The organism is Streptomyces sp. NPDC001220 (assembly GCF_053597895.1).
Window position 1 is genome coordinate 53,531 of sequence record NZ_JBSFJE010000011.1, and the last position, 26,235, is coordinate 79,765.

A 26,235-nucleotide genomic window follows, 5' to 3' on the forward strand; every position below is an offset into this window, starting at 1 on the left:
TAGCGTGGGCCCATGACAGGCGTCGAGAGTCCGGAGTACGTGCCCGGGCACGGGCTGCTGGAGGGGCGCACCGCCGTCGTGACCGCCGCGGCCGGGGCGGGGATCGGCGGTGCCACCGCGCGCCGCTTCCTGGAGGAGGGTGCGCGCGTACTGATCAGCGACGCGCACCCGCGCCGGCTGAAGGAGTACGAGGCCGAGCTGGCGGGTGCGCATCCGGGCGCCGTGACCGCGGTGCCCTGTGACGTGACCGACGAGGGGCAGGTGCGGGTCCTGTTCGACACCGCCGTACGGGACCACGGGCGGCTGGACATCGTCGTCAACAACGCGGGCCTGGGCGGGACTTCGGCCCTGGTCGACATGGACGACGAGCAGTGGGCGCGGGTCCTGGACGTCACTCTCAACGGCACCTTCCGGTGCCTGCGGGCCGCCCTGCGGCTCTTCCGCGACGGCGGACGGGGCGGGGTCGTCGTCAACAACTCCTCCGTCGTCGGCTGGCGTGCCCAGGCCGGACAGGCGCACTACGCCGCCGCCAAGGCCGGGGTGATGGCGCTGACCCGGTGCGCGGCCATCGAGGCGGCCGAGTACGGGGTGCGGGTCAACGCCGTGGCGCCCAGCCTCGCCATGCATCCGCACCTGGTGAAGGTGACCTCCGCCGAACTGCTGGAGGAGCTGACCGCACGCGAGGCCTTCGGGCGGTACGCCGAGCCCTGGGAAGTGGCCAACGCGATCGTCTTCCTGGCGTCCGGCTACTCCTCGTACCTCACGGGAGAGGTCGTCTCCGTCAGCAGTCAGCATCCCTGACCACCGGAGCACCGACAATGGACCCGTGCCGACCAAGAAGAAGCCCCAGGTGACCGCCGCGAGCAGACGCGCTGCCGCCGCCGCTCCAGCCCGGCGCCGCGAACTCCTCGAAACCGCCGCCGAGGTCTTCGCCGAGCAGGGCTACAACGCCACCACCGTACGCAAGATCGCGGACCACGCGGGCATGCTCGCGGGCAGCCTCTACTACCACTTCGACTCCAAGGAATCGATGCTGGAGGAGATCCTGCGGACCTTCCTCGACGAGCTCTGGGGCGGCTACGACACCGTCCTGGACGCTGGGCTCGGTCCTCGCGAGACCCTCGAAGCCCTGGTCACCGAGTCCTTCCGGGAGATCGACCGGCACCGCGCCGCCGTGGCGATCTACCAGAAGGAGAGCAAGCAACTGGTCGCGCAGGAGAGGTTCACCTTCCTCGCCGAGTCGCAGCGCAAGTTCGAGAAGGCATGGCTGTCCACGCTGGAGCACGGGGTCGCCGCGCGCGTCTTCCGTGCCGACCTCGACGTCCGGCTCACCTACCGGTTCGTGCGCGACACCGTGTGGGTGGCCGCCTCCTGGTACCGGCCCGGCGGACAGCACAGCCCGGAGGAGATCGCCCGGCAGTACCTGTCGATGGTGCTGGACGGGATCGCCGTCCGTGAATAGCTCACCCATTCGCTGAAAGTCCCTTTCTGCCGAGGGAGTTGCTGACATGGCCGAGGCCTACATAGTCGAAGCGGTGCGTACGCCCGTCGGGCGGCGCGGGGGCGGACTGAGCGGGGTCCACCCGGCCGATCTGGGCGCCCATGTGCTGACCGCCCTGGTCCAGCGGTCGGGCATCGACCCGGCGGCCGTCGAGGACGTCGTCTTCGGCTGCCTCGACGCGGTCGGACCGCAGGCCGGCGACATCGCCCGGACCGCCTGGCTGGCGGCCGGGCTGCCCGAGGAGGTGCCGGGCGTGACCGTCGACCGGCAGTGCGGCTCCTCCCAGCAGGCCGTGCACTTCGCCGCGCAGGCCGTGCTCTCCGGCACCCAGGACCTGGTGGTCGCCGGCGGCGTCCAGAACATGTCCCAGATCCCGATCGCTTTCGCCTCCCGGCAGGCCGCCGAGCCGCTGGGGCTGACCGAGGGCCCCTTCCTGGGCAGCGAGGGCTGGCGCGCCCGTTACGGCCGACAGCCCGTCAACCAGTTCGCCGGCGCCGAGATGATCGCCGCCAAGTGGGGCATCAGCCGCCGGGACCAGGAGGAGTTCGCCCTGAACTCCCACCGCAGGGCGCTGCGCGCCATCGACGAGGGCCGCTTCGAGCGCGAGATCGTGCCCTACGGTCCGGCCGCCGTGGACGAGGGCCCGCGCCGGGACACCTCCCTGGAGAAGATGGCCGCCCTGAAGCCGGTCGTCGACGGCGGCACCATCACCGCCGCCTGCTCCTCCCAGGTCTCCGACGGCGCCGCCGCGATGCTGCTCGCCTCCGAACGGGCGGTCCGCGAACACGGGTTGCGCCCCCGCGCCCGCGTCCACCATCTCTCCGTCCGCGGCGAGGACCCCATCCGGATGCTCTCCGCCCCCATCCCGGCCACCGCGCACGCCCTGAAGAAGACCGGCCTCACCATCGACGCCATCGACCTCGTCGAGATCAACGAGGCCTTCGCCCCGGTCGTCCTCGCCTGGCTCAAGGAGACCGGCGCCGACCCCGCCAAGGTCAACGTCAACGGCGGCGCGATCGCCCTCGGCCATCCGCTCGGCGCCACCGGGGTCAAGCTGATGACCACCCTCCTCCACGAACTGGAGCGCACCGAGGGCCACTTCGGCCTCCAGACCATGTGCGAAGGCGGGGGGCAGGCGAACGTGACGGTCATCGAGCGGCTGTGACCCGAGCAGATGGGGCGTGGCCACCGCTTCGGCGGACGGAGTCCGGCGCAGGCCGCCGAAGCCTGGGAGGCCCTCTGGGGCCGAGCGGTGCGAGGGGGCCGTAGGGGATGGTGTCCGTGTGTGAGGGCGGGGGGCAGGCGAACGTGACGGTCATCGAGCGGCTGTGACCCGAGCAGATGGGGCGTGGCCACCGCTTCGGCGGACGGAGTCCGGCGCAGGCCGCCGAAGCCTGGGAGGCCCTCTGGGGCCGAGCGGTGCGAGGGGGCCGTTTGGGATGGTGTCCGTGTGTGAGGGCGGGGGCAGGCGAACGTGACGGTCATCGAGCGGCTGTGACCCGAGCAGATGGGGCGTGGCCACCGCTTCGGCGGACGGAGTCCGGCGCAGGCCGTCGAAGCCTGGGAGGCCCTCTGGGGCCGAGCGGTGCGAGGGGGCCGTTTGGGATGGTGACCGTGTGCGAAGGCGGGGGGCAGGCGATCGTGACGGTCATCGAGCGGCTCTGAGCCGCTCCAGGTCCTGGAACACCTCGTCCGCCTCCTTCACGATGCGGGCCACCAGCTGCTCGCACGACGGCAGGTCGTCGATCACGCCGGCGACCTGTCCGGAGGCCATCACCCCGAGGTCCGTGCGGCCGTCCACCATCGCCGACCTGAGCAGCATCGGGGTGTTGGCGGCGAGCAGCAGCTGGCTCCAGGACAGGGTCTTGCCGTGCCGGAGGGCGAGGCCGTCGCGGGCCATCTGCGGCCAGGTGAGGCCGGAGAGTCTGCGGAAGGCGGCCGCATGGCGCACGGCCCGCAGCAGCCGTCGCGTCCGGCCGGTGTTCTCCAGGGAGTCGACCAGCGGGGTGCGCAGCATCCGGTGCGGCAGCCCGTCCACCGCCCTGGTCACCGTGACGTCCTTGACCGTCGCCGCCAGATATCTCGCCTTCACCGCGTCCGGCACCGTCGAGTCCGAGGTGAGCAGGAAACGGGTCCCCATCGCCACCCCCGCCGCCCCGTAGGCCAGCGCCGCCACCAGCCCCCGGCCGTCGAAGAAGCCCCCGGCGGCCACCACCGGTATCCGTACCGCGTCCACCACCTGCGGCAGCAGCACGCTCGTCGCCACCTCACCGGTGTGCCCGCCGCCCTCACCGCCCTGCACGATCACCGCGTCCGCACCCCAGGCCGCGACCTTCTCGGCATGCCGCCGGGCCCCGACCGAGGGGATCACCAGCACGCCCGTCCCCTTCAGCTCGGCGATCAGCTCGGGGGAGGGGGCGAGCGCGAAGGACGCCACCCGCACACCCCCGTCGACGATCAGCCGGACCCGGTCGCCGGCGTCGGCCGCGTCCGCCCGCAGGTTCACCCCGAACGGGGCGTCCGTACGGCACCGCACCTCGGCTATCGCGGCGCGCAACTGGTCGAGGGTCATCGTCGCGGAGGCCAGGATGCCGAGGGCCCCGGCGTTGGCCGCCGCGGAGACCAGGCGGGGGCCCGCCACCCAGCCCATCCCCGTCTGCACGATCGGATGCCGGACCCCGACCAGCCGGGTGAGCGCGGTCTCCATCAGCCCGCGACCTCCTTCGTCCGCGCGCCGCCGGGATCCAGCACCTCACGGATCAGCCGCAGCTCCTCCGGGCCGGGTTCGCGGGTGTACGGCACCTCGTCCGGGACGGCGAGCTCGAAGTCCGTGGCCTCCCGCACCTGCCCGACGCTCACCCCCGGATGCAGCGCGGCCAGCCGCATCGAGCGGTCCGGCGTCTCGAAGTCGAAGACGCCCAGATCGGTGACGACCCTCGGGATGCGGTGGAAGCGTTCCGTGCCCGGGTGCTCGGCCACCCGGTCGTACCCCACCCCGCACACCATGTCGACCTTCGCCACGAACACCCGCCGGGAGTGCTTCGGGACCCAGTAACTCGTCGGGTTGTTCAGTGTGTTCAAGGGCGCTCCGCGCACCCCGAGCAGCTGGCGGCGGGGCCGCGACCAGTCACCGATGGCCGAGATGTTCTGGTTGCCGTACCGGTCGAGCTGGCTCGCGCCCATCATCACGTGCCGGCGGCCACCGGCCACCAGGGTGAGGTGCTGCCGGTAGGGCAGCCAGCCCTCGGGGGTGCCGTCCGGGCGGACCAGCAGGGCCTCGCCGTCGGTCAGCAGCAGATCGGGGGCGAAGGTGAGCCGGGCCAGCCGGGCGCCCAGCGAGGGGATCAGGCCCATCGGGCTCGCCAGGATCTCACCGGAGCCGCGCCAGGCCTCGGCGCAGGCGATGACGCAGTAGTCGGCGCGCAGTACGTCCATCAGTCCCGCTCCTCCTGCCAGTTCCGCACCGCGGAGCGGTAGGCCTGCTCGTCCCCGGCCAGGAACCGCTCGGAGAACTCCGCCCACGGGGTCGTCGCGTACAGCCGCTGGAAGTCCTCGTCCCGCCCGTGGTCGGGCGCGCAGGAGGTGAAGTGCGCACCGCCGGGCGCCTCCACGACCCCCGTCACGTGCAGCCGCTTGACCAGCAGTGACTGCGCGGCCGCCGCCTTCGTCAACTCGGCCGTGTCCACGAGCTGTTCGCAGGAGACATAGGCCGTGTCCGCCGCCGCGCAGAACAGGTCGTCGAAGTACGGGTCCGGGCCCAGATACTGTCCGTTGCCCAGCCGGTCGGCGCGGTTGACGTGGACCAGGGCCGCGTCCAGGCGCAGGGCGGGCATCGCCACGAACGTCTCCCCGTCGTCGTACGGCGACGTCACCGTGCGCAGGCCGGGGTTGACCCGCATGACGTCCGAGCCGAGCCCCGCGCGCACCGGCAGGAAGGGCAGCCGGTTCGCGGCCGCGTGCAGGCCCCACATGAACATGCCCTCGTCGACCTCCGTCAGCTCGAAGGCCCCGCGCTCGCGTGCCGCCCGGTAGTGCGGTTCCAGCGGGATGGAGTCGAGGGTGACGAAGGGCGCCACCAGCCTGCGCACCCGGCCGGCCGCGACCAGCATCCCGACGTCCGGGCCGCCGTAGGAGACCAGGGTGAGGTCGTCTATGCCGCTCCGGAGCACGGCCCTGACCAGGCACATCGGCTTGCGTCGGGAACCCCAGCCGCCGATGCCCAGGGTCATGCCGCTGCTCAGCCGTGCGACGGCCTCGTCCGCGGTCATCGTCTTGTCAGTCACTCCCCGCACCCTCCTTCCCGAAGGTGTCACGGACCCGGTCGGCCACCCCGCTGAGGGCGGCCTCGAAGGTGAAGCCCTGTTCCAGGCGGTAGCTGCGCCGCACGTCGACGGGGTCGATGCCGTTGATGGCGGCCTTGGCCAGGCGCAGCAGCCGGCCGTCCTTGGCGGCTATCTCCCGCGCCAGCTCCAGCGCCGCGGCCAACAGCTCCCCGCGCGACACCACCCGCCACACCGAGCCGTGCGCGTGCAGCTGGGCCGCGGTCGCCGTGCGCGAGGTGTAGTACAGCGTCCGCATCAGATGCGGCGGGACCAGCCGGGCCAGATGCGTGGCCGCGCCCAGCGCGCCCCGGTCCAGCTCGGGCAGCCCGAAGACGGCGTCCTCGCTCGCCACGATGGCGTCCGCGTTGCCCACCAGGCCTATCCCGCCGCCCAGGCAGAATCCGTGCACGGCCGCCACCACCGGGGTCTCGCACTCGTACACCGCCGCGAACGCCTCCGCGCAGGCCCGGTTGGCGCCGAGCAGCGCCTCGTTCCCGTCCGCCTGTATCTCCTTGATGTCCACGCCCGCGTTGAAACCACGGCCCTGCGCCGCCAGCACCACGCACCGGGTTTCGGGGTCACGGCCCGCCGCGCGCACCGCGTCCGCCAGCGCGAACCAGCCGCGCACCGGCAGTGCGTTCACCGGCGGGTGATCGACGATGACCAGCACGACGCCCTTTTCTGGACACGAGGTGGAGACACCCATGGACGCATCAGCTACCTTCGCACTCAGCTACCTTTCCACCAAACATTTGTTAGGTGTGAGGCTTCGAAGCTAGCAGCCGGTGCGAGCAAGCGGGAGGCCCTGTGGAAAACCTGGCCCGAGGCCCTGTGGACGACTCGATGCACGGCCGGACCGTCGTGGTCACCGGCGGTACCCGGGGCGTGGGCGCCGGGATCGCCCGGGCCTTCGCCGAGGCCGGCGCCCACGTTCTGACCTGTGCCCGCCGGCCGCCCGGACAACCCCTCGACGGCGTCGAGTTCACCCCCCTCGACCTGCGCGACCCGCCCGCCGTGCGCGCCTTCTTCGACGCCCTGCCCCGGGTCGACGTGCTCGTCAACAACGCGGGCGGCACCCCCTACCGGCGGCTCGCCGAAGCGGACGCCGAGCGGCACGCCCGGGTGATCGAGCTGAACCTCCTCACCCCGCTGACCGCCTCCCTCGCCGCCTACGAGCACCTGCGGCGGGCCCGGGGAGCGGTGGTGATGATCGGCAGTGTCAGCGGCGGCCGCCCCTCGCCGGGCTCGGCCGCCTACGGCGCGGCCAAGGCGGGACTGGAGAGCCTGGCCCGGTCCATGGCGGTGGAGTGGGCGCCGCAGGTCCGGGTCAACACGCTGGTCGTCGGCATGGTCCGGACCGAGCTGGCCCACCTGCACTACGGCGGCCAGGACGGCGTCGACGCCGTCTCCCGCACCGTCCCGCTGGGCCGCCTCGCCGTCCCGTCCGACATCGGCGCCGCCGCCGTCTTCCTCGCCTCCGACGCGGCCGCCTACATCAGCGGGGCGAGCCTGCTCGTACACGGTGGCGGGGAACGACCCCCCTTTCTCGATGCCGCGACGGCCAACAAGCCGTCCGACCAGGAGGACTGAGATGAGCGGAATCTGCGCGGGCCGGGTCGTGGTCGTCACCGGCGCCGGGCGCGGGCTCGGCCGGGCCCACGCGCTGGCCTTCGCCGCCGAGGGCGCCCGGGTCGTCGTCAACGACCTCGGTGTCGGTCTCGACGGCGTGCCGGGCCCGGACAGTCCCGCCGGGGCCGTCGTGGACGAGATCCGCGCGGCCGGCGGCGAGGCGGTCGCGCACGGCGGTGACATCGCGACCACCGCCGGCGCCGCCTCGCTGATCGGGACGGCCGTGGAGACCTACGGCCGGCTCGACACCCTCGTGAACAACGCCGGGTTCCTGCGCGACCGCATGCTCGTCAACCTCGGCGAGGACGACTGGGACGCGGTCATGCGGGTGCACCTCAAGGGGCACTTCCTGCCGCTGCGGCACGCGGCCGCGCACTGGCGGGCCGAGGCCAAGGCGGGCCGCACCCCGGTGGCCCGGATCGTCAACACCAGCAGCGGAGCCGGACTGCTGGGCTCGGTCGGGCAGGGCAACTACAGCGCGGCCAAGGCCGGCATCGTCGGCCTCACCCTGGTCGCGGCCGCCGAACTGGCCCGCTACGGCGTCCAGGTCAACGCCGTCGCCCCGGCCGCCCGTACCCGGATGACCGAGCGCACCTTCGCCGCGACCATGGCCGCCCCGGGCTCCGGGTTCGACGCCATGGCGCCCGAGAACGTCTCCCCGCTGGTGGTCTGGCTGGGCTCCGCCGCCAGCGCCGGAGTCAGCGGCCGGGTGTTCGAGACCGATGGCGGACGGATCACCGTCATGGAGGGCTGGCGAGCGGGGCCGACCGCCGACAAGGGCGCCCGCCGCAGCCCGGCCGAGGCGGGGGAGACGGCGCTGGAACTGCTGGCCGGGGCGGCGGCGCCGGGGGCGGTGTACGGGGCCTGACCGGCGTGTCGGGTCGCGCGACGGTCTTCGACGGCTCGCGACGGCTCGCGACGCCGGGGTGATCCTGACGGCAGGGTCTACGTGTCGCACTCCAGCACCGTCCGGCACAGCGAGCACCGGGCCCGGACCCGGCCCCGGACCGGCACCCTGATCCGCTGATGGCAGGTGGGGCACGGGAACGAGACCCGCAACCGGCCGCCGCCGTCGGGCGTGAAGGTGTAGGGGGTAGCGGAGTGCGGGGCCGGGGCCGCGGGGGCGTGCCGGCGGTCCCGCGCGTAGCGGCGGCGGCCCGCCCAGCCCGCCGCGGTCAGCGGCGGCTGCTCCTCGTCCTGGCGGGCCCGGGCCATGCCCTTCTCGTACGCGGTGTAGGCCTGCGGGCTGGTGAACCAGACGGACGGGTCCTCGTGGAAGACCAGGGCTCGCTTCGCCAGGACGTAGCCGAACTCCTCCGGGGTGAGATAGCCCAGCTTCTGGGACGCCTCCCCGTGCTCCCGGTAGGCGTCGAGCAGCAGCCAGCCCGCGCCCAGGTAGGTGGTCGCCGTGTCCGTGAGGATCTCGTTCGCCGGGATGCTCGGAAAGGACAGGTCCAGCCGGTGCAGGTAGACGTGCATCACCTCGTGGGCGAGGGCCGCGCCGATGTCCCTGCGGTGGGTGCGGAAACGGTCGTTCAGCTCGATGAAGTACTCCGGGCCCGCGGTGAGTTCGACGTTCGCCGCGTGGGTCATCTCCCGGAAGCCGACGATCATCCGGGCGTCGGGCAGCCGGAAGTGCCGGACCATCTCGTGAGCGACCCGCTGGGCGCCGAGGTGCAGGTCGTCGGTGTCGCAGAACGCGACGTCGGCGGGGAGCACACTGGTGGCGAAGGTCTGGACGGTGTCGTACGACAGGCGCCGGTACAACGCCGTGATGGCGGCCCGCACGGTGTCCAGGTGCGGGTAGCCGTGTTCCACCGGGCCGCCGTTCGCCACGTCCCTTACCCCCACAGACGCCGCCGGAGCTTTTTTCCACTGTATGCGGGATCGAAGGGACAGGAGGTTGTTCGTCGGCGGCGGGGTCGTGGGGGCTTGTCGCCCAGTTCCCCGCGCCCCTAGAGGGGCGCCAGCCGCACTGTTCGTTGATCCGTTTCCTGGAGTTCCAGGATCCACACCTCGTTCTCGCCCTCCTTCAACACCGGACCCGGCACGTACAACGACTCCTGCGGGCCCGCCGACCAGTAGCGGCCCAGGTTGAAGCCGTTGATCCAGACGAAGCCGCGGGTCCGGCCGGGGAGTTCCAGGCGGGCGTCTCCCGCACCGTGAACCGTGACCGTCCCGCGGTACAAGCCCGGCGCGCCGTCCGCCGGAAGCGGACCGAAGGACACCTCACCCACGCCCCCCTCGAACGCGTCCAGATCCAGGCCACGCGCGCGTACCCCGTGCAGGAACTGGCGTTCGTGCAGGAGGCCGCCGGTGATCCCCTTCGTCTCGCCCGAGCGGGGGCCGTAGTTGACGCGGCCCAGGGACTCCACCCAGAGCTCCACGCGCGCGGGGCCGGCGATCGGCTTCTTGAGCTGGGGTTCCTCCTCGGTGAGCACGCCGGCCCGCTCCCCGTCGACGTACACGACCGCCAGATCGCGCAGTCCCCGCGCGGTGAGCGGATACGGCTGGCGGGGTCCCGGCACGTCCGCCTCGTAGCGGACCAGGCCCCGGCCGATGCCCAGCTCCTCGAAGGTGGGCGGGACGGCGTGCACGCGTTCCGGGCCGCCGAGCGCTTCCATGACGCCGGCCAGGGGCGCCCAGCCGGTGATCGCCACGTCCGTCGCCGAAGGCAACACGGCGGGGGCGGGCGGCGGTTCGGGCAGTGGCCCGGCGTGGTACTCCGCCAGCACCTCCCGGAAGCGCCAGAACTTCTCCGTGGGACGGCCGTACTCGTCGATCGGCGCGTCGTAGTCGTACGACGTCACGTCCGGCTCCAGCGGGCCCTCGTGCAGCTCGCCGGCGGGCCGGTTGGCACCCGCCCAGCCGGCGAAGTTGGTACCGCCGTGCGCCATGTAGACGTTCACGGAGGCCCCGCAGCCGAGGATCTCCCGCAGCGCCGCCGTCGCGTCCTCCGCGTCCCGTACAACGTGCTCGCCGCCCCAGTGGTCGAACCAGCCGCACCAGAACTCCATGCACATCAGCGGGCCCCGCGGCTGGTGCCGGCGCAGTGTCTCGAAGGCCACGCGCGCGTGGGAGCCGAAGTTCACCGTCGCGAGCAGCCCGGGGACCGAGCCGCCGGTGAGCATGTGGTCCTCGGGGCCGTCCGAGGTGAACAGCGGAACCGTGACCCCCGCCGCGCGCAGCAGGCCGGTGAGGTGCGCCAGGTAGGCGGCGTCGGAGCCGTAGCTGCCGTACTCGTTCTCGACCTGGACCATGATCACCGGGCCGCCCCGGTCCAGCTGCCGGGGCACGACCTCGGACAGCAGCCGGCCGAACCAGCGGTCCACGTACTGGAGGAAACGCTCGTCACGCGTGCGTGCCCGGGCGCCCAGCTCGCCCGTCACCCAGTGCGGCAGACCGCCGTTCTCCCACTCCGCGCAGATGTACGGCCCCGGGCGCACGATCGCCCACAGGCCCGCGTCCCGCGCCGCGTCCAGGAAGCGGCCGAGGGCTTGGACGTCCTGGAAGGAGCCGGGGCGCGGTTCGTGCAGGTTCCACGGGACGTAGGTCTCCACGCAGTTCAGCCCCATGGCGCGCAGCAGCGCCAGCCTGTGGTTCCACTGTTCCTCGTGCACCCGGAAGTAGTGCAGCGCGCCGGACAGCAGTCGTACCGGGCGGCCGTCGAGCAGGAAATCCGTTTCGCCCACCGTGAAGTCGCTCATAGGCTCACCTTGGACCCCTGGTGTGCGCCGAGACCATGGACAAAGATCGGCAGCAGTTGGACTGAAGAGCCGAGAAGAAGGAGCGCGCAGTGCCGGGAGCGGCGCCCGTCTTCCACACCTGGATGCGGTTCTTCACACCCGGCCCCGTCCAGCACCGTCTCGGCCTGGTCTGCCAGGGCGTCGGCCTCCAGTACGGCGCGGTGCCCGCCGTCGGCCCGCGCGTGCTCGACGGGCACGTCGCCGTGGTGATCAGCTCCGGCCGGGGCTGGTACCGCGCACCCGACGGGCGCCGTACGACGGTGACCGCGCCCGCGCTGGTGTGGCTGACACCGGGCGTCCCGCACCACTACGGGCCGGACCCGGACAGCGGCTGGGACGAGAGCTTCGTGACCTTCACCGGGCCCGACACCGCGACGTACACGGAACTCGGCTACATCGAGCCCGAGCGGCCCGTGGTGCCCCTCGCGGACGCCGCCGGACCCCGGGACGTCATCGCCCGCATCGCCCGGGCCGCCCGTCACGGAAACCCCCTCCTGGAGGTCGAGACCGGCGCCGCCGTGCACGAGCTCCTGATCGCCCTGCGTCGCGCGCGGGCCGACCTCGCCCCCGACGGGGACCCGGTGCTGCAGGCGCTCGCCCGGGACGCCTGCACCGGCATGACCGTCGCCGACCACGCGGCCCGGCACGGCATGACCCCGGCCAAGCTGCGCACCGCCGTCCGCCGGATCGCCGGGTGCAGCCCCAAGGACTATCTGATCGGCATCCGGCTCGGCCGCGCCCAGGAACTCCTCGCCACCACCGAACTGTCCGTGGCAGCCGTCGCCCGCCGCGTCGGCTACGACGACCCCGCCTACTTCTCCCGCCTGTTCACCCGCCGCGTCGGCATGGCCCCCGTGCGCTTCCGCGCCCAGCAGAGCCGCGTCGTCCCGGACGACTGGAACGACGGCCTCGACGAGGACGGCCGCGGCGGAGACGGCCTTGACGCAGACGGCATCGGCGGAGAAGGCGTCGGCGGAGAAGGCGTCGGCGGAGACAACCTCGACCGAGACGGCCTTGGTGAAGGCCCTTAGTGATCACGCGGTGGTCCCCTTAGGGTTGACGCCCATGACCACCAGCAACACCGGTACCGGTGACGTCGACCCCGCCGCCGTCCGCGCCGAGCTCGGCCGGCTGCGCGACAGCATCGACAACATCGACGCTGCCGTCGTCCACATGCTCGCCGAACGCTTCAAGGCCACCCAGCAGGTCGGCCGCCTCAAGGCGGTCCACCGGCTGCCCCCGGCCGACCCGGCCCGCGAGGCCCGCCAGATCGCCCGGCTGCGTGCCCTCGCCGAGAACGCCAAGCTCGACCCCGCCTTCGCCGAGAAGTTCCTGAACTTCATCATCGCCGAGGTGATCAGACACCACGAGTCCATCGCCGAGGACACCGTCGGCGACCGGACCGCGGACGCGCACTGACCCGGCCGTACGCCCCGAAGAGCGCCCCGGCCCCGCCGGTCCGCCGGCGGTGACCCGGCGCTCGAACAGGCGCGCAGCGGCCGGGCCGCCGCCGGTCGCACGGTGTCCACCGGCGCCGTACCCGTTCCGCCGTGCGGCCATGGACCGGACATAAGCCGCGTACCACCCCCGCCCCTGTGCGTTGTCGGTGTCATCGGGCAGCATGGCCCGCATGTCCGTACTGACTCGCGACGAAGCGCAGAGCCGCGCCGAGCTCCTCGACGTCCACCGCTACACGATCGACCTCGACCTGACCACCGGGGACGAGACCTTCGACTCCCGGACCGTGATCAGGTTCACGGCCCGGTCCGACGGCGACACCTTCGTCGAGATGAAGCCCGTCGAACTGCGCGCCGTCAGCCTCGACGGACAGCCCCTGGACCCCGGGGCGCTGGACCAGGACCGGCTGCCCCTGAAGAACCTCACCGCCGGGGAGCACGAGCTGCGCGTCGACGCGACGATGCGCTACTCCCGCACCGGCGAGGGCATGCACCGCTTCACCGACCCCAGCGACGACGAGACGTACGTCTACACGCAGCTCTTCCTGGACGACATACAGCGCGTCTTCGCCGCCTTCGACCAGCCCGACCTGAAGGCCGTCTTCGAGCTGTCCGTCAAGGCCCCCGAGGACTGGACCGTGCTCGCCAACGGCGTCACCGAGCACCTCGGCGAGGGCCGCTGGCGGGCCGCCGCCACCCCGCTGATCTCCACCTACCTGGTCGCCGTCGCCGCCGGCCCCTGGCACTCGGTGCGCACCGAGCACCGCGGCCTGCCCTTCGGCATCCACTGCCGCCGCTCGCTCGCGCCGTACCTCGACGCCGACGCCGAGGAGATCCTCGACATCACGCGCGCGTGCTACGACCGCTACCACGAGAAGTTCGAGGAGCCCTACCCCTTCGACTCCTACGACCAGGCGTTCGTCCCCGAGTTCAACGCCGGCGCCATGGAGAACCCCGGCCTGGTCACCTTCCGCGACGAGTTCGTCTACCGCTCCGCCGTCACCGACACCGAGCGGCAGACTCGCGCGATGGTCATCGCCCACGAGATGGCCCACATGTGGTTCGGCGACCTCGTCACCCTGAAGTGGTGGGACGACATCTGGCTGAACGAGTCGTTCGCCGAGTACATGGGCTACCAGACCCTCACCGAGGCCACCCGCTTCACCGACACCTGGGTCGACTTCGGCGTGTCCCGCAAGGCCTGGGGCTACGACGCCGACCAGCGCCCCTCCACCCACCCGGTCGCCCCCGAGGCCGTCGACGACACCGCCGCCGCCCTGCTCAACTTCGACGGCATCTCCTACGCCAAGGGCGCCTCCGCGCTGCGTCAGCTGGTCGCCTGGATGGGCGAGAAGGACTTCCTCGCCGGCATCAACATCCACTTCCAGCGGCACCGGTTCGGCAACGCCACCCTCGCCGACTTCATCGACTCCCTCGCCGCCGCGACCGAGCGCGACGTGCCCGCCTGGGCCGACGCCTGGCTGCGCACCACCGGCGTCGACACCCTCACCCCGGCCCTCGCCACCGCCCCCGACGGCACCCGCACCCTGACCGTCGAGCGCACCGGCAGCCGCCCGCACCGCGTCTGCGTCGGCGTCTACGACCGGGACCTCGCCGACGAGGGCCGGCTGACCCTGCGCGAGCGCATCGACCTCGACGTCCCGCACAGCGCCGCCCAGCCCCTCGGCAAGCGCCCCGCGCTGGTCCTGCTCAACGACGGCGACCTGACCTACGCCAAGGTCCGCTTCGACGCCGAGTCCGCCAGGACCGTCCGCGCCGCCCTGTCGGGCCTGCCCGACGCGCTCACCCGCGCGGTGGTGTGGAACGCCCTGCGGGACGCGGTCCGTGACGGCGAACTCCCGGCCGCCGACTACCTGGAGACCGCCCGCGTCCATCTCCCGCTCGAGACCGACCTCGCCCTCGTCCAGGGCGTGCTGGCCTTCACCGCGGTCCACGTCGTCGACCGGTACCTCAGGCCCGAGGACCGCCCGGCCGCCCTCGCCACCGTCTCCGCCCTGTGCCGCGACTTCATCCGGCGCACCGAGGACGGCGACAACCCCGGCCTGCGCCTGATCGCCGTACGGCACTTCGTCCGCGCGGCCGCCCACCCCGACACCATCGCCGCCTGGCTCGCCGAGGGCACCGTGCCGGGCGGCCCCGAGCTCGACCCCGAGCTGCGCTGGCGCATCCTGGGCCGGCTCGCCGTCCTCGGCGCCACCGACGAGGCGCAGATCGCGGCCGAGCTGGCCCGCGACCCCAGCGCCAGCGGCCAGGAGGGCGCCGCCCGCTGCCGGGCCGCGCTGCCCGACCCGGAGGCCAAGCGCAGGGCCTGGGAGGCGATGTTCACCACGGACGACCTGTCCAACTACCTGTTCACCGCCACCGCCCAGGGCTTCTGGCACCCCGAACAGGCCGACCTGGTCCGGGAGTACGTGCCGCGGTACTACGGGGACGCGGCCGCCGTCGCCGCCCGGCGCGGCCCCGCCATCGCGGCCGCCGTCGGCCGGGAGGCCTTCCCCACCCACGCCGTCGACGCCGAGAACCTCGCCCTGGGCCGGGCCTGTCTGCGCGACGCCGACCCGGTGACGGCCCTGCGCCGCCGGCTGACCGACGAACTCGACGACCTGGAGCGGGCGTTGCGGGTCCGCGAGGCGTAGCGCTGCGGCGTAGGACGACACGAGCGCGGCTGGTCCCCGATGACGATGCGGGGACCGGTCGCCGCTCCTAGGCTCGGTGCCGAAGAAGCACCAGAGACCCAGGGAGAAACCCGTGATCGTAGTCACCGGTGCCACCGGCAACGTCGGCCGTGCCCTCGTCGCACGTCTCGTCGCCGCCGGGCGGCCCGTGCGGGCGCTCACCCGCGCCCCGGAGACGGCCGGCCTGCCCGACAAGGCCGAGGTGGTGAGGTTCCGGCCGGACGACCAGGCCGCCCTGTTCGAGGGCGCGGACAAGGTCTTCCTGTACGTCCAGGGCGCGGGCGGCCGGATGCCCGAGCTGCTGGACGCGGCCCGTACCGCCGGGGTGCGACAGGCCGTCCTGCTCTCCTCCGGGATCATCCGGGAGGGCGCCGACGAGACCCACCCGATCCACGCCATGCACGCCACCGCCGAGCGGCAGATCCGCGACAGCGGCCTCGCCTGGACGTTCCTGCGCCCCAACGCGTTCGCCACCAACGCCCTGCAGTGGGCGCCCCAGATCCGGGCCGGTCACACCGTCCGCGGTGTCTTCGCCGACATGCTCACGGCCCCCATCCACGAGGACGACATCGCCGCCGTCGCGGAACGAGCCCTCCTCGACGACGGCCACGAGGGTGCCGTCCACCGCCTCACCGGCCCCGCCGCCACCACCAACACCGACCAGATCGCCGCGATCGGGCGGGCCGTCGGCCGGGACCTGGCGTTCGTCGAGGTGGGGCCCGAGGAGGCGGCCCCGCTGCTCTTCCCGCAGACGCCGCCGGAACTGGTCAGGGGCCTCCTGAAGACCTTCGCGGACACCGTCGGCGTCGCTCCCGAGATCACCGCCACGGTCGAGGAGATCACCGGCAGGCCGGCCCGCACCTTCGACCAGTGGGCCGAGGACCACACGGCCGACTTCCAGCCCTGACGGCTTTGACGGCCCTGTCGGCCCTGTCGGCCCTGACGGCTTTGACAGCCCTGTCGGCTTCGAAGGCCGCGAGGCGCTGACAGCCTTGATGGTCCTGAAGGCCTCCAAGGCCTCCAAGGCCGCCAAGGCCTCCAAGGCCGCGAGGCCTTGGCGGCCTTGAGCTCTGGCGGCCTTGAGCTCTGGCGGCCTTGAGTCCTGGCGGCCCTGAGCTCTGACGGCCTCGCAGGGTTATCTGACGGCCTCGCACCTTCTGACGGCCGCGCAGCTTCCGGCGGCCGCGCAGCTTCCGGCGGCCTGGCCGGCGCCCTCAGCCCGCCGCCAGCCGTAGCTCCGCCCGGCGCACGCCTCCTTCCCGGGGCCCCGCGCGGCGGTTGCCCACCTCGGTCGCCCTGGGCGCCTCCGCGCCCAGCGTGAAGCCGAGGCGCTCCAGGAAGCGCTCCCCGGACCGCCAGCCCGGCGGCACGCTCGCCGTCACCAGGGACGCCCCCTCGGCATGCGCGAGCAGCGACTCGGCCAGCGCCCGCCCGAGGCCCCGGCCCCGCGCCCAGGGCGCCAGCAGGAACAGGCCCACCGCGACCGCCCCGGGCACCGGATGGTTCCGTACCGCGTCCACCAGGCCCGAGACGACGCCGTCCCGCTCCAGCACGAGCAGCACCTTGTCGTCCGGGTCGGCGCCCTCGGGCAGGCCGTAGAACAGGCTCTGCACGTCGCCCGGCCCCGACGGCAGTCCCGTCGCCGCCACGAACCAGTCCTCGCACGCCTCGAACAGGTCGAGCAGCGGCGCCTCGTCCGAGGGCAGCGGCTCCCTTACCAGCACCCGCTCACCGGGCACGTCGATCATCCACGCGTCAACCACCCGACCGACGTTAACCCCGGTCAGTCCCGGTCTCAACGCCCTGTCGCCGCCTGCTCCGACGCGCCCCTGGCACCCCGCCCCGACATGTTTTCCCCGCACGGCAGTACCCACTTTCGGGTTTCGATCGTTGAGCTTTGGGGGCGCGCAGACCCAATCCCGTACAAGCTGGAACTCCCCCCATGGACAACCCCTTTCGGCCGGCGCCCCGAGGAGACCCATGAGCACGCCGCCCCTCGCATCCGGACCCCAGGGCCCCGACGCCCTGCGGCCCCTGCTCGACACCGTGCTCGACGCGCTGCGCGACGGCGGCCGGGCCCGCGGCGGACCGCTGCCGGCGGGCGGTCCGGAGGCGGTGGCCGAGCGGGTCGCGGACGCCGTCGGGGACGTACTCCCGGACGACGGCGACCCCGACGCCCTGCGCACCCTGGTGACCGCCCTCGCGGCGGGCGCGGCCGACCCCGCCGACCCGCTGTGCGCGGCGCATCTGCACTGCCCGCCGCTCGCCGTCGCCACCGCCGCCGACCTCGCCGCGAGCGCCCTCAACCCCTCGCTGGACTCCTGGGACCAGGCCCCGGCAGCCTCCGCCCTGGAGGCCATGGTCACCCGCGCCCTCGCCCATGCCATCGGCCTCTCCGACGCCGTGGTCACCAGCGGCGGCACCGAGTCCAACCAGCTCGCCCTCCTCCTCGCCCGCGAGGCCCTGGGCAGCGGTGCCCGGCTGATCTGCGGCGCCAACGCCCACCACTCGCTGCCCCGGGCCGCCTGGCTGCTGGGCCTGCCCGACCCGGTCGTGGTCCCGGCGCCGAACGGCACCCTCGACCCGGCCGCCCTGCACGCCGCCCTCACCCACCTGCCGAAACCGTTCGTCGTGGCCGCCACCGCCGGCACCACCGACGCCGGTCTCATCGACCCGCTCCCCGAGATCGCCGGTCTGTGCGCGGCCCACGGGGCCCGGCTGCACATCGACGCCGCCTACGGAGGCGGCCTCGCCTTCAGCGACCGGCACCGGGACAAGCTCGCCGGTCTGGAGCGCGCCCACACCGTCACCCTCGACCTGCACAAACTCGGCTGGCAGCCGGTCGCCGCCGGCCTCCTCGCGGTCGCCCGCCCGGCCGAGTTCGGCGTGCTCCACCACCGCGCCGACTACCTCAACGCAGACGACGACACCGAGGCCGGCTACCCCGACCTGCTCGGCCGGTCCCTGCGCACCACCCGGCGCCCCGACGTCCTCAAGATCGCGGTCACCCTCAGGACCCTGGGCCGCTCCGGACTCGGCGCACTGGTCGACCAGGTGTGCGCACGGGCCCGGGAGTTCGCGGCCCTGGTCCGGGAGCACCCCGGTTTCGAGCTCTACGACCGGCCGAACATCAGCACGGTGCTGTTCCGCCCCACCGGAGCCACCGACGAGGACGTCGCCGGCATACGGCGCAGGCTGCTGCACGACGGCCGGGCCGTCCTCGGCCGGGCCAGGCTCGACGGCCGGCTCTGGCTCAAGGCCACCCTCCTCAACCCCCACACCCGGCCGGACGAACTGGCCGTCCTCCTCAAACTCGCGGAAGGAACGACGCCCCCATGAGCTCGCTGCCCAACCCCCCACACCAGGAGCCGGAAGCACCCCGCGACCTGGTCGGCATCGGCGTCGGACCGTGCAACCTCTCCCTCGCCGCCCTCGCCCACCCGCTCGCCGAACTCGACGCCGTCTTCTACGAGCAGCGCCCCGGCTTCGACTGGCACCCCGGGCTGCTGATCGACGGCGCCACCATCCAGGTCCCGTTCCTGGCCGACCTGGTGACCCTCGCCGACCCCGCCAGCCCCTGGTCGTTCCTGAACTACCTGAAGTCCCGCGACCGGCTCTTCCCGTTCTACTTCGCCGAGCGCTTCCACATCCGGCGCGCCGAGTACGACGCGTACTGCCGCTGGGTCGCCGAGAGCCTGCCCGGGCTGCGGTTCTCGCACCAGGTGGACGCGGTCCGCTGGAACTCCGAACGGGACCTGTTCGAGGTCGACTTCACCCAGCTCGACGCCGACGGGGAGGCCGAGGCCCTGGGCCGTACCTACACGAAGAACGTGGTCCTCGGGGTCGGCACCGTTCCCTACGTGCCCGACCCGCTCAAGCCTCTGGTGGAGGCACCGGGCGTGCCCGTCGTGCACGCGGCCGACTACCTCGACCACCGCGAGGCCTTCCTCGCCGCCGACCACGTCACCGTCGTCGGCTCCGGACAGTCCGGAGCCGAGGTCTTCCTCGACCTGCTGCGGCACCGGCCGGCCGGCCGCGAGAAGCTGCACTGGATCGGGCGCAGCGAGGCCTTCACGCCCATGGAGTACTCCAAACTCGGCCTGGAGCACTTCACGCCCGACCACACCCGCTACTTCCACGCCCTGACCGAGCCCGTCCGGGACCGGCTGGTCGCCTCCCAGTGGCGGCTGCACCGGGGTATCGACGCCGACACCATCGCCGCCATCCACGACGAGCTCTACCGCCGCACCCTGCACGGCGGCTGGCCCGACGCCGTCCTCACGCCCGGGGTCCAGGTCCGTACGGCCGGACGCATCGCCACCACCAAGATCGAGCTCCATCTGGAACACATCCAGCAGGGCAGCCGCTCCCGGCTCCCCACCGACGCCGTGGTGCTGGCCACCGGCTACCGCGAGCGCCCCCTGGGCCGGCTGCTCGCCGGGCTCGACCCCTACCTGCGCCGGGACAGCAGCGAACGCCCGCGCGTGGACGAGCGGTTCCGGCTCGTCCTCGACCCGTCGGTGACCGGATCCGCGTACGTGCAGAACGCCGAGCAGCACACCCATGGAGTCGGCGCCCCCGACCTGGGCCTCGCCGCCTGGCGCAGCGCCACCATCCTCAACTCGCTGACCGGCAAGGAGCCCTACCCGCTGCCCGCCCGCACGGCCTTCACCAGCTTCGGACTGGAGCGGTCGGAGGAGCGGGTTCCGACGCAGAACGGGCAGCGGCCGAGGCAGCTCACCCCCCTGGTCGACTGAGCGACGGGCGCCGGTCCGGGGACCGGCGCCCTGCGCCCCGTCAGAACACCGGCGTGCCGTCGCGGGTCAGCTTCCAGTCCGCCGACGCGAAGTCCTTCGGGTCCAGGACGCCCTTGGCGGTCACCCACTCCGCGATCCGGGTGCGGATCTCCGTCGACTCCGACCACACCTCCTTGGCCGAGGCCACGTGCGGGAAGGCGCCCCCGCCGTTGGCACGGTAGTTGTTCACCGCGAGCACGAACTGCCGGGCGTCGTCGAGGGCCGCGCCGTCGTAGGTGAGGTTCCTGATCCGGGACCCGGCCGGCTGCGCGACGTCGATCTCGTACCGCAGGCCCGAGACATAGTCGTAGTTGTAGTCCGGACGGTTGCCCGCGTTGGTCAGCTTCTCCACGTCGACCGGCGTGCCGGCGGCCGTCTGCACGAAGTACTCCGCCGAGTACTCCAGGTAGGCGCGGACCTGACCGCCCGTCATCACCTTGGCGACCAGCGTGTTGTCGTAGACGTACAGGCTCGACAGGTCCCGGATGGTGACCTCGCCGGCCGGGATCTGGGAGGTCCGGGAGAACGGCGAGGCCTGCGCGAGCACCGGGAGCGTGGCGTACTCGGTGCTTGCCAGGGCCGCCTTGACCACGTCCTCCTGGACCTTGGTGATCAGGTCGATGATCGGGGCGTCCCGGTAGCGGGCCTCGACCGTGGTGAGGGTCTCGGTGGCGGTGCCGACGACCTGGTTGACGTACGCCACCACCTTGGCGTGCTCGTCCTTCAGCAGCCGGGTGATCTTCGGGTCGTCGGCGACGGTGTTGGAGTTGCGCAGCGAGGCGGCGACCGACTCCACCTCCCACCTGCCCTTGGCGAACACCAGCTCGATGTCGAAGAGGGTGAGGCGCTCGGCGTAGCACAGCGGCTCGGAGAGGACGACGGTCTTCCCGGTGGCCTCGTTGGTGACCTTCAGCTCCGGGATCTCCACATGTGCGTGGCCGACCAGGACGGCGTCGATGCCCGGCACCTGCCGGGCCACGTTCGCGGCCGCGTTCTCGACGTAGGGCACCTGGTCGCCGTAGGAGGAGGTGCCCGAGGTGCCGGAGTGGGCCGAGACCACGACCACGTCCGCGCCCATCGCCTTCAGCCTGGGCACCCACTTCGCGGCCTGCTCCTCGAGCCCCGGGAAGGCCAGCTTGCCCTGGACGTAGGCCTTGTCCCAGATGGCGATGCCCGGGTTGGTCAGGCCGAGCACGGCGACCTTGACCGGCGGGGCGCCCGGGACGTGGAACTTCTTCATGAAGTACGGCGGGAAGGCGGGCCTGAGGGTCTTCGCGTCGACCGCGTTGGCGCCGAGCAGCGGGAAGCGCAGCTGGTCCTCGAACCTGCGCAGGGTCTCGATGCCGTAGTTGAACTCGTGGTTGCCGAGCGCCGCCGCGTCGTACCCGATCGCGTTCATGGCCTGTGCCATCGGGTGCACCGGGCCGCCCTTGGCGGTGATCGGGTCGACCTTCGCGTAGTAGTAGGTCAGCGGGGTGCCCTGGATGGTGTCGCCGGCGTCCAGCAGCAGGGTGTTGCGGCGGCCCTTCTCCTCGCGCACCTGGTTCACCAGGGTCGAGACGCGTGCCAGACCCAGCGCGTTGCCCTTGGCGTCGGCGTACTCCGCGTCCTTGAAGTAGTCCCAGTTGAAGACGTTTCCGTGCAGGTCGGTGGTGCCCATGACGGTGAGGGAGTACCGCTTGGGGTGCCTGGCGGGCTTCGGGGAGGCCGGGGCGGCCTGCGCCGGAGCCGCCGCCGATCCGGCGACCGCCACTCCCGCCCCGGTGGCGGCGGACTTCGTCAGGAACTTCCGGCGATTCAAGGGCATGTTTTGATCTCCTCGGGAAATGGTCAACGACGCGCGTAGATTCTGTCCTGGCCATGACCGACGGCAACAGGTCCTGGAGGTTGCGATCTGGTGACCCGGACGGTGAACTGCGGGCCGCGCAAGCGGGGATGACATGACAGAGTGGGGCGTATGACCTCACCTGAGGAACACCGGCCGGCCGGCACGCCCGACGCCCCGCTTCTCGTCGTCCGCGGCGAGGCCGAGCTGGAGGTCGAGCCCGAACTCGCCCGCATCGGCGTCATGGTCGCCGCCCGTGGCCGCGACCGCCGTTCGACCCTCGACGACCTCACCCGCCGCAACACCGCCGCCCTCGACCTGATCAAGTCGTACGGCGACGCGGTGGAACGGCTGTCCACCGGGACCTTCTCCATCGCCCCCGAGTTCGCCGACCGCGGGCGGGGTGAACGGGTGCGCGGCTATCACGGGCGCGTACAGCTCACCGCCGAGTTCGCGGACTTCACCGTCCTCGGCGAACTCGTCACGAGAATAGCCGACTTGGAGCTGACCCGGGTCGACGGCCCCTGGTGGTCGCTGCGTCCCGACTCGCCCGTGCACGGCGAGGCGCGGCGGCAGGCGGTCGCCGAGGCGGTGCAGCGCGCCCGGGAGTACGCGAGCGCCCTCGGCACCTCCCTGGCCTCCCTGGTCGAGCTTGCCGACACGGGGACCGACGGTCCTCAGCCGCGCCGGGCGGCCTTCGGCGGCGGGGTCCGCCGGATGGCGGCCGCCGCCGAAGCCGCCGAGCCCGCCGAACCCCTCGATCTCGAACCTCCGCGACTGCGCGTGACCGCTCAGGTCGGCGCGCGATTCACGATGGCGCCGCCGGAGCTGTGACCTCGAGGCGCCCGTTCGGTATTTCGAATGCATGGGCGGCGGCGTTCCTGCATTCAACATGTGCGAGATGCTCATCGGAGCGGGTCACCGCACAATTCAACACTTGTCAATAGGCCTTCACGCAAAGGTTGTTGGGTCGTCATGTGCGACCAATTCTCTACCCGCCGGTAAGGCCTAGGCTCGAAGCATGCGCCGAGCAAAGATCGTTTGTACTCTGGGGCCCGCCACCGACTCGTACGACCAGATCAAAGCCCTGGTCGAGGCCGGAATGGACGTCGCCCGATTCAACCTCAGCCACGGCAGCTACGCCGAGCACGAGGAGCGCTACCAGCGTGTCCGCAAGGCCTCCGACGAGACCGGTCGCAGCGTCGGGATGCTCGCCGACCTTCAAGGCCCGAAGATCCGCCTCGGCAGCTTCACCGAGGGACCGGTACTCCTCGAACGCGGTGACACCTTCGTCATCACGGTGGAGGAGGGCGCCGAGGGCGACCGCCGGCAGTGCGGGACGACGTACGCCGGTCTGGCCGGCGACGTCACCCCCGGTGAGCGCGTCCTCGTCGACGACGGCAAGGTCTGCCTGGAGGTCACCCACGTCGACGGCCCCCGGGTGCACACCACGGTCGTCGAGGGCGGCATGATCTCCGACCACAAGGGCCTCAACCTGCCCGGCGTCGCCGTCTCCGTCCCGGCCCTGTCCGACAAGGACGAGGCCGACCTGCGGTGGGCGCTGCGCACCGGCTTCGACGTGATCGCCCTGTCCTTCGTGCGCAGCGGCCGGGACGTCGAGGACGTCCACCGCATCATGGCCGAGGAGGGCCGCCGGCTCCCGGTGATCGCCAAGGTGGAGAAGCCGCAGGCCGTCGAGAACATCGAAGGCATCGTGGCCGCCTTCGACGGCATCATGGTCGCGCGCGGCGACCTGGGCGTCGAGATGCCGCTGGAGCAGGTGCCCATCGTGCAGAAGCGCGCCGTCAAGCTGGCCAAGCGCAACGCCAAGCCGGTCATCGTCGCCACCCAGATGCTCGACTCCATGATCGACAACTCCCGGCCCACCCGCGCCGAGGCCTCCGACGTCGCCAACGCGGTCATCGACGGCACGGACGCGGTGATGCTGTCCGGCGAGACCAGCGTCGGCAAGTACCCCGTCGAGACCGTCCGGACGATGGCGAAGATCGTCGAGGCGGCCGAGGAGGACATCCTCGCCAAGGGGCTGCCGCCGCTGACCGAGAGCAACAAGCCCCGCACCCAGGGCGGCGCGGTCGCCCGGGCCGCCGCCGAGATGGGCGACTTCCTGAACGCGAAGTTCCTGGTCGCGTTCACCGAGTCGGGAGACACCGTCCGCCGGCTGTCCCGCTACCGCTCGCCGATCCCGCTGCTCGCCTTCACCCCGGAACCGGCCACCCGCTCCCAGCTCAACCTGACCTGGGGCGTCGAGACCTTCCTCGGCCCGCACGTCGACTCGACGGACAAGATGGTCGACCAGGTCGACGAACTGCTCCTGAAGTACGGCCGCTGCGAGAAGGGCGACATCGTGGTCATCACGGCGGGATCGCCTCCCGGGGTGTCCGGCTCGACGAACATGGTGCGCGTCCACCACATCGGCGAGGACGACAGCCCGAAGTGACGGGCGAGGGCCCCTCTGCCCGGCGGAGGGGCCCTTTGCGTTCAGTGTTTGGGGCCTACGTGGAGGTCGAGGAGGGCTACTGAGGCTTTGCGCGCGACGGAAATGTTGTACGGGTTGCCGTGCCGAGTGCAGTGCGTCCACTCGACGCCAAGTTTGTCGAGGGTGTCGGTGTAAAGTCGGCGGATGTCGTCGGAGACGTTGGTGAAGAAGTACCGGGGGTATTCGTAGCGCTTGCGCTCACCGCCCACGAGGCGATTCGTCCAGTTGGTGATGCGGCAGCCGTCGGAGTGGATGAGGCCACGGATGAACTCCCAGGGATGAGCGTCGACGATTTTCTTTTGCCAAAGTTCGAGGATGATCGGGCGCTCGTGCTTCTTGCCGGGGCCGTGTTGGGGGAACATACAGGTCCAGTGCTCGGTGTACGACTTCACCTCGACACAGCCCGGCCTGTGCCGTCGGGCGACGCCGGGCAGCGGCATCACCTTGCGCATGGCGTCTTCGGCCGCGTCGACCAAGCCGGTCCGGGTCGCGTCGCAGAAGACGGACAGGTGGTGCTGCTTGCGCTTCGAGACGATGTGACCGTCGCCGAGATAGAGGCCCAGCAGGTAGGCGTAGGCAGCCTGGTCGACGTCGCGGTGGGTGCAACGAGGGCAGTCCGTGGGCCGCGTGTACGTCTCCCCGCGCGCCCGACGGTCTTCGCTGCGCCACCAGCCGAGGGTTCCGTGCGGAACGTTCAGTAGCTCTGCGACTGTGCGATTCGGGACACCTTGGCGCATGAGTGCGACCGCACGGGCTCGAATCGAAGGGTTGTGCTGCTCCATGGGGACACTCTGTGTCACTGGCATATGGCTGAGTGCGATAAAAAGTGGAGGACCACGCGAACGTGGTCCTCCACTTTCAGGTGCCGGGTATGGGATTCGAACCCACACGTCCTTGCGGACAGAGGTGTTTGAGACCTCCGCGTCAACCAGTTGCGCCAACCCGGCTCGGTAACCCTGCAGGAGTGTACCGGGTCACTGGTGGCGAGCGCAGCTAGGTACGCTGCTAGTAAGCAGTACCCCTGCCCTGAACGAGGAGCCCCCGTGACCGCCGCCGAGTCGCCCCAGCCAGTCGACGCACCCGACGACGACAAGTCGCACGTGCCTCCGCTGACGACCCGTGTCGTCATCGCCGAGGACGAGGCCCTGATCCGTCTCGACCTCAAAGAGATGCTGGAGGAGGAGGGGTACACCGTCGTCGGCGAGGCCGGCGACGGTGAGCAGGCGGTCGAACTCGCCCGCGAGCACCGCCCCGACCTGGTCATCCTGGACGTCAAGATGCCCAAGCTGGACGGCATCTCGGCGGCCGAGAAGATCGCCGAGGAGTCCATCGCCCCGGTCCTGATGCTCACCGCGTTCTCGCAGCGCGACCTGGTCGAGCGGGCGCGGGACGCGGGCGCCATGGCGTACCTCGTCAAGCCGTTCAGCAAGAGCGACGTGGTCCCGGCGATCGAGATGGCCGTCTCCCGCTTCACCGAGCTGAAGCAGCTGGAGAAGGAGGTCGCCGACCTCACCCTGCGCCTGGAGACCCGCAAGCTGGTCGACCGCGCGAAGTCCATCCTGCAGACCGAGTACGGCCTGAGCGAGCCGGCCGCGTTCCGCTGGATCCAGAAGACGTCGATGGACCGCCGCATGTCGATGCAGCAGGTCGCGGAGGCGGTCATCGTGGACAGCGACGAGAAGAAGTCCAAGGGCTGACCGGCTGTCGTACCGGCGAGGACGTACGACGAGGCCCGCGCCCCGGAGAAGGGGGCGCGGGCCTCGTCG

Annotated in this window: 23 protein-coding genes and 1 tRNA gene; 14 read left to right on the forward strand and 10 right to left on the reverse strand. The window is 71.9% G+C overall.

The window, feature by feature from the left end:
• Positions 1-12: 12 nt before the first annotated feature.
• The 3 genes from ACWDGI_RS25650 to ACWDGI_RS25660 are packed head-to-tail and all read left to right on the forward strand — an operon-like array spanning position 13 to position 2,666.
• Positions 13-801: an SDR family oxidoreductase gene (locus ACWDGI_RS25650; RefSeq protein ID WP_450762715.1), complete on the forward strand. Its 789-nt coding sequence runs from the start codon at positions 13-15 to the stop codon at positions 799-801.
• A 25-nt stretch (positions 802-826) separates the two neighbouring features.
• Positions 827-1,462, forward strand: a complete 636-nt coding sequence (locus ACWDGI_RS25655) for a TetR/AcrR family transcriptional regulator (protein WP_351695134.1) — start codon at positions 827-829, stop codon at positions 1,460-1,462.
• 46 nt (positions 1,463-1,508) lie between these two features.
• Complete coding sequence (locus ACWDGI_RS25660; protein ID WP_450762717.1) at positions 1,509-2,666, forward strand: acetyl-CoA C-acetyltransferase; 1,158 nt, start codon at positions 1,509-1,511, stop codon at positions 2,664-2,666.
• Positions 2,667-3,149: 483 nt separating this feature from the next.
• Here the strand turns inward: ACWDGI_RS25660 and ACWDGI_RS25665 are convergent, their stop codons facing one another.
• From ACWDGI_RS25665 to ACWDGI_RS25680, 4 genes are read right to left on the reverse strand one after another with little or no spacing between them, the layout of a single operon-like run.
• Positions 3,150-4,208, reverse strand: coding sequence for an NAD(P)H-dependent flavin oxidoreductase (locus tag ACWDGI_RS25665; protein WP_450762719.1), 1,059 nt, complete (start codon positions 4,206-4,208; stop codon positions 3,150-3,152).
• Entirely contained in the window at positions 4,208-4,936 is a 729-nt protein-coding gene (locus ACWDGI_RS25670; RefSeq protein ID WP_450762721.1) for a CoA-transferase subunit beta, read from the reverse strand. The genes ACWDGI_RS25665 and ACWDGI_RS25670 overlap by 1 nt, the downstream gene beginning before the upstream one ends.
• Positions 4,936-5,784 (reverse strand): CoA transferase subunit A, encoded by an 849-nt coding sequence (locus ACWDGI_RS25675; RefSeq protein ID WP_450762722.1) that lies wholly within the window; start codon positions 5,782-5,784, stop codon positions 4,936-4,938. Before ACWDGI_RS25675 ends, ACWDGI_RS25670 begins: the two co-directional genes overlap by 1 nt.
• Entirely contained in the window at positions 5,777-6,529 is a 753-nt protein-coding gene (locus tag ACWDGI_RS25680) for an enoyl-CoA hydratase family protein (RefSeq protein ID WP_450762724.1), read from the reverse strand. The genes ACWDGI_RS25675 and ACWDGI_RS25680 overlap by 8 nt, the downstream gene beginning before the upstream one ends.
• Before the next feature lie 137 nt (positions 6,530-6,666).
• On the opposite strand from ACWDGI_RS25680, the gene ACWDGI_RS25685 reads away from it, so the two are divergent.
• Together ACWDGI_RS25685 and ACWDGI_RS25690 are read left to right on the forward strand one after the other, a co-directional pair.
• Positions 6,667-7,413: an SDR family oxidoreductase gene (locus ACWDGI_RS25685; RefSeq protein ID WP_450762726.1), complete on the forward strand. Its 747-nt coding sequence runs from the start codon at positions 6,667-6,669 to the stop codon at positions 7,411-7,413.
• 1 nt (position 7,414) lies between these two features.
• Positions 7,415-8,320: an SDR family oxidoreductase gene (locus ACWDGI_RS25690; RefSeq protein WP_450762728.1), complete on the forward strand. Its 906-nt coding sequence runs from the start codon at positions 7,415-7,417 to the stop codon at positions 8,318-8,320.
• Positions 8,321-8,397: 77 nt separating this feature from the next.
• Here the strand turns inward: ACWDGI_RS25690 and ACWDGI_RS25695 are convergent, their stop codons facing one another.
• Together ACWDGI_RS25695 and ACWDGI_RS25700 are read right to left on the reverse strand one after the other, a co-directional pair.
• A complete protein-coding gene (locus tag ACWDGI_RS25695; protein WP_450762730.1) occupies positions 8,398-9,288 on the reverse strand; it encodes a hypothetical protein in 891 nt (296 codons plus the stop codon).
• 119 nt (positions 9,289-9,407) lie between these two features.
• Entirely contained in the window at positions 9,408-11,159 is a 1,752-nt protein-coding gene (locus ACWDGI_RS25700; RefSeq protein WP_450762732.1) for a glycoside hydrolase family 35 protein, read from the reverse strand.
• Between the two features lie 122 nt (positions 11,160-11,281).
• Here ACWDGI_RS25700 and ACWDGI_RS25705 point away from each other — a divergent pair, with 122 nt between their 5' ends.
• From ACWDGI_RS25705 to ACWDGI_RS25720, 4 genes are all read left to right on the forward strand, one after another.
• Positions 11,282-12,229 carry a helix-turn-helix domain-containing protein gene (locus tag ACWDGI_RS25705; RefSeq protein WP_450763192.1) on the forward strand — a complete coding sequence of 316 codons (948 nt, stop codon included), beginning with the start codon at positions 11,282-11,284 and terminating at the stop codon, positions 12,227-12,229.
• 34 nt (positions 12,230-12,263) lie between these two features.
• Positions 12,264-12,617 carry a chorismate mutase gene (locus tag ACWDGI_RS25710; protein ID WP_450762734.1) on the forward strand — a complete coding sequence of 118 codons (354 nt, stop codon included), beginning with the start codon at positions 12,264-12,266 and terminating at the stop codon, positions 12,615-12,617.
• 211 nt (positions 12,618-12,828) lie between these two features.
• Positions 12,829-15,312 carry an aminopeptidase N gene (gene pepN / locus ACWDGI_RS25715; protein WP_450762736.1) on the forward strand — a complete coding sequence of 828 codons (2,484 nt, stop codon included), beginning with the start codon at positions 12,829-12,831 and terminating at the stop codon, positions 15,310-15,312.
• Between the two features lie 112 nt (positions 15,313-15,424).
• Positions 15,425-16,258, forward strand: coding sequence for an NAD(P)H-binding protein (locus tag ACWDGI_RS25720; protein ID WP_450762738.1), 834 nt, complete (start codon positions 15,425-15,427; stop codon positions 16,256-16,258).
• Between the two features lie 307 nt (positions 16,259-16,565).
• Here the strand turns inward: ACWDGI_RS25720 and ACWDGI_RS25725 are convergent, their stop codons facing one another.
• On the reverse strand, positions 16,566-17,114 hold the full coding sequence (locus ACWDGI_RS25725; protein ID WP_450762740.1) for an N-acetyltransferase family protein: 549 nt from the start codon (positions 17,112-17,114) through the stop codon (positions 16,566-16,568).
• A 217-nt stretch (positions 17,115-17,331) separates the two neighbouring features.
• On the opposite strand from ACWDGI_RS25725, the gene ACWDGI_RS25730 reads away from it, so the two are divergent.
• Together ACWDGI_RS25730 and ACWDGI_RS25735 are read left to right on the forward strand one after the other, a co-directional pair.
• Entirely contained in the window at positions 17,332-18,690 is a 1,359-nt protein-coding gene (locus ACWDGI_RS25730) for a pyridoxal phosphate-dependent decarboxylase family protein (protein ID WP_450762742.1), read from the forward strand.
• Positions 18,687-20,108: a lysine N(6)-hydroxylase/L-ornithine N(5)-oxygenase family protein gene (locus ACWDGI_RS25735; RefSeq protein WP_450762744.1), complete on the forward strand. Its 1,422-nt coding sequence runs from the start codon at positions 18,687-18,689 to the stop codon at positions 20,106-20,108. The genes ACWDGI_RS25730 and ACWDGI_RS25735 overlap by 4 nt, the downstream gene beginning before the upstream one ends.
• Before the next feature lie 40 nt (positions 20,109-20,148).
• Here the strand turns inward: ACWDGI_RS25735 and ACWDGI_RS25740 are convergent, their stop codons facing one another.
• On the reverse strand, positions 20,149-21,954 hold the full coding sequence (locus ACWDGI_RS25740) for a bifunctional metallophosphatase/5'-nucleotidase (protein WP_450762746.1): 1,806 nt from the start codon (positions 21,952-21,954) through the stop codon (positions 20,149-20,151).
• A 150-nt stretch (positions 21,955-22,104) separates the two neighbouring features.
• Here ACWDGI_RS25740 and ACWDGI_RS25745 point away from each other — a divergent pair, with 150 nt between their 5' ends.
• Together ACWDGI_RS25745 and pyk are read left to right on the forward strand one after the other, a co-directional pair.
• Positions 22,105-22,806 carry an SIMPL domain-containing protein gene (locus ACWDGI_RS25745; RefSeq protein ID WP_450762748.1) on the forward strand — a complete coding sequence of 234 codons (702 nt, stop codon included), beginning with the start codon at positions 22,105-22,107 and terminating at the stop codon, positions 22,804-22,806.
• 187 nt (positions 22,807-22,993) lie between these two features.
• The gene (gene pyk / locus ACWDGI_RS25750) at positions 22,994-24,430 is read left to right on the forward strand and encodes a pyruvate kinase (RefSeq protein WP_450762750.1); all 1,437 of its coding nucleotides are present in this window, start codon (positions 22,994-22,996) and stop codon (positions 24,428-24,430) included.
• A 41-nt stretch (positions 24,431-24,471) separates the two neighbouring features.
• On the opposite strand, the gene ACWDGI_RS25755 is transcribed toward pyk, so the two are convergent.
• Positions 24,472-25,251, reverse strand: coding sequence for a helix-turn-helix domain-containing protein (locus tag ACWDGI_RS25755; protein ID WP_450762752.1), 780 nt, complete (start codon positions 25,249-25,251; stop codon positions 24,472-24,474).
• An 81-nt stretch (positions 25,252-25,332) separates the two neighbouring features.
• Positions 25,333-25,416: transfer RNA gene (locus tag ACWDGI_RS25760), tRNA-Leu, on the reverse strand.
• Between the two features lie 96 nt (positions 25,417-25,512).
• On the opposite strand from ACWDGI_RS25760, the gene ACWDGI_RS25765 reads away from it, so the two are divergent.
• Positions 25,513-26,166, forward strand: coding sequence for an ANTAR domain-containing response regulator (locus ACWDGI_RS25765; RefSeq protein ID WP_450762754.1), 654 nt, complete (start codon positions 25,513-25,515; stop codon positions 26,164-26,166).
• Positions 26,167-26,235 lie beyond the last annotated feature (69 nt).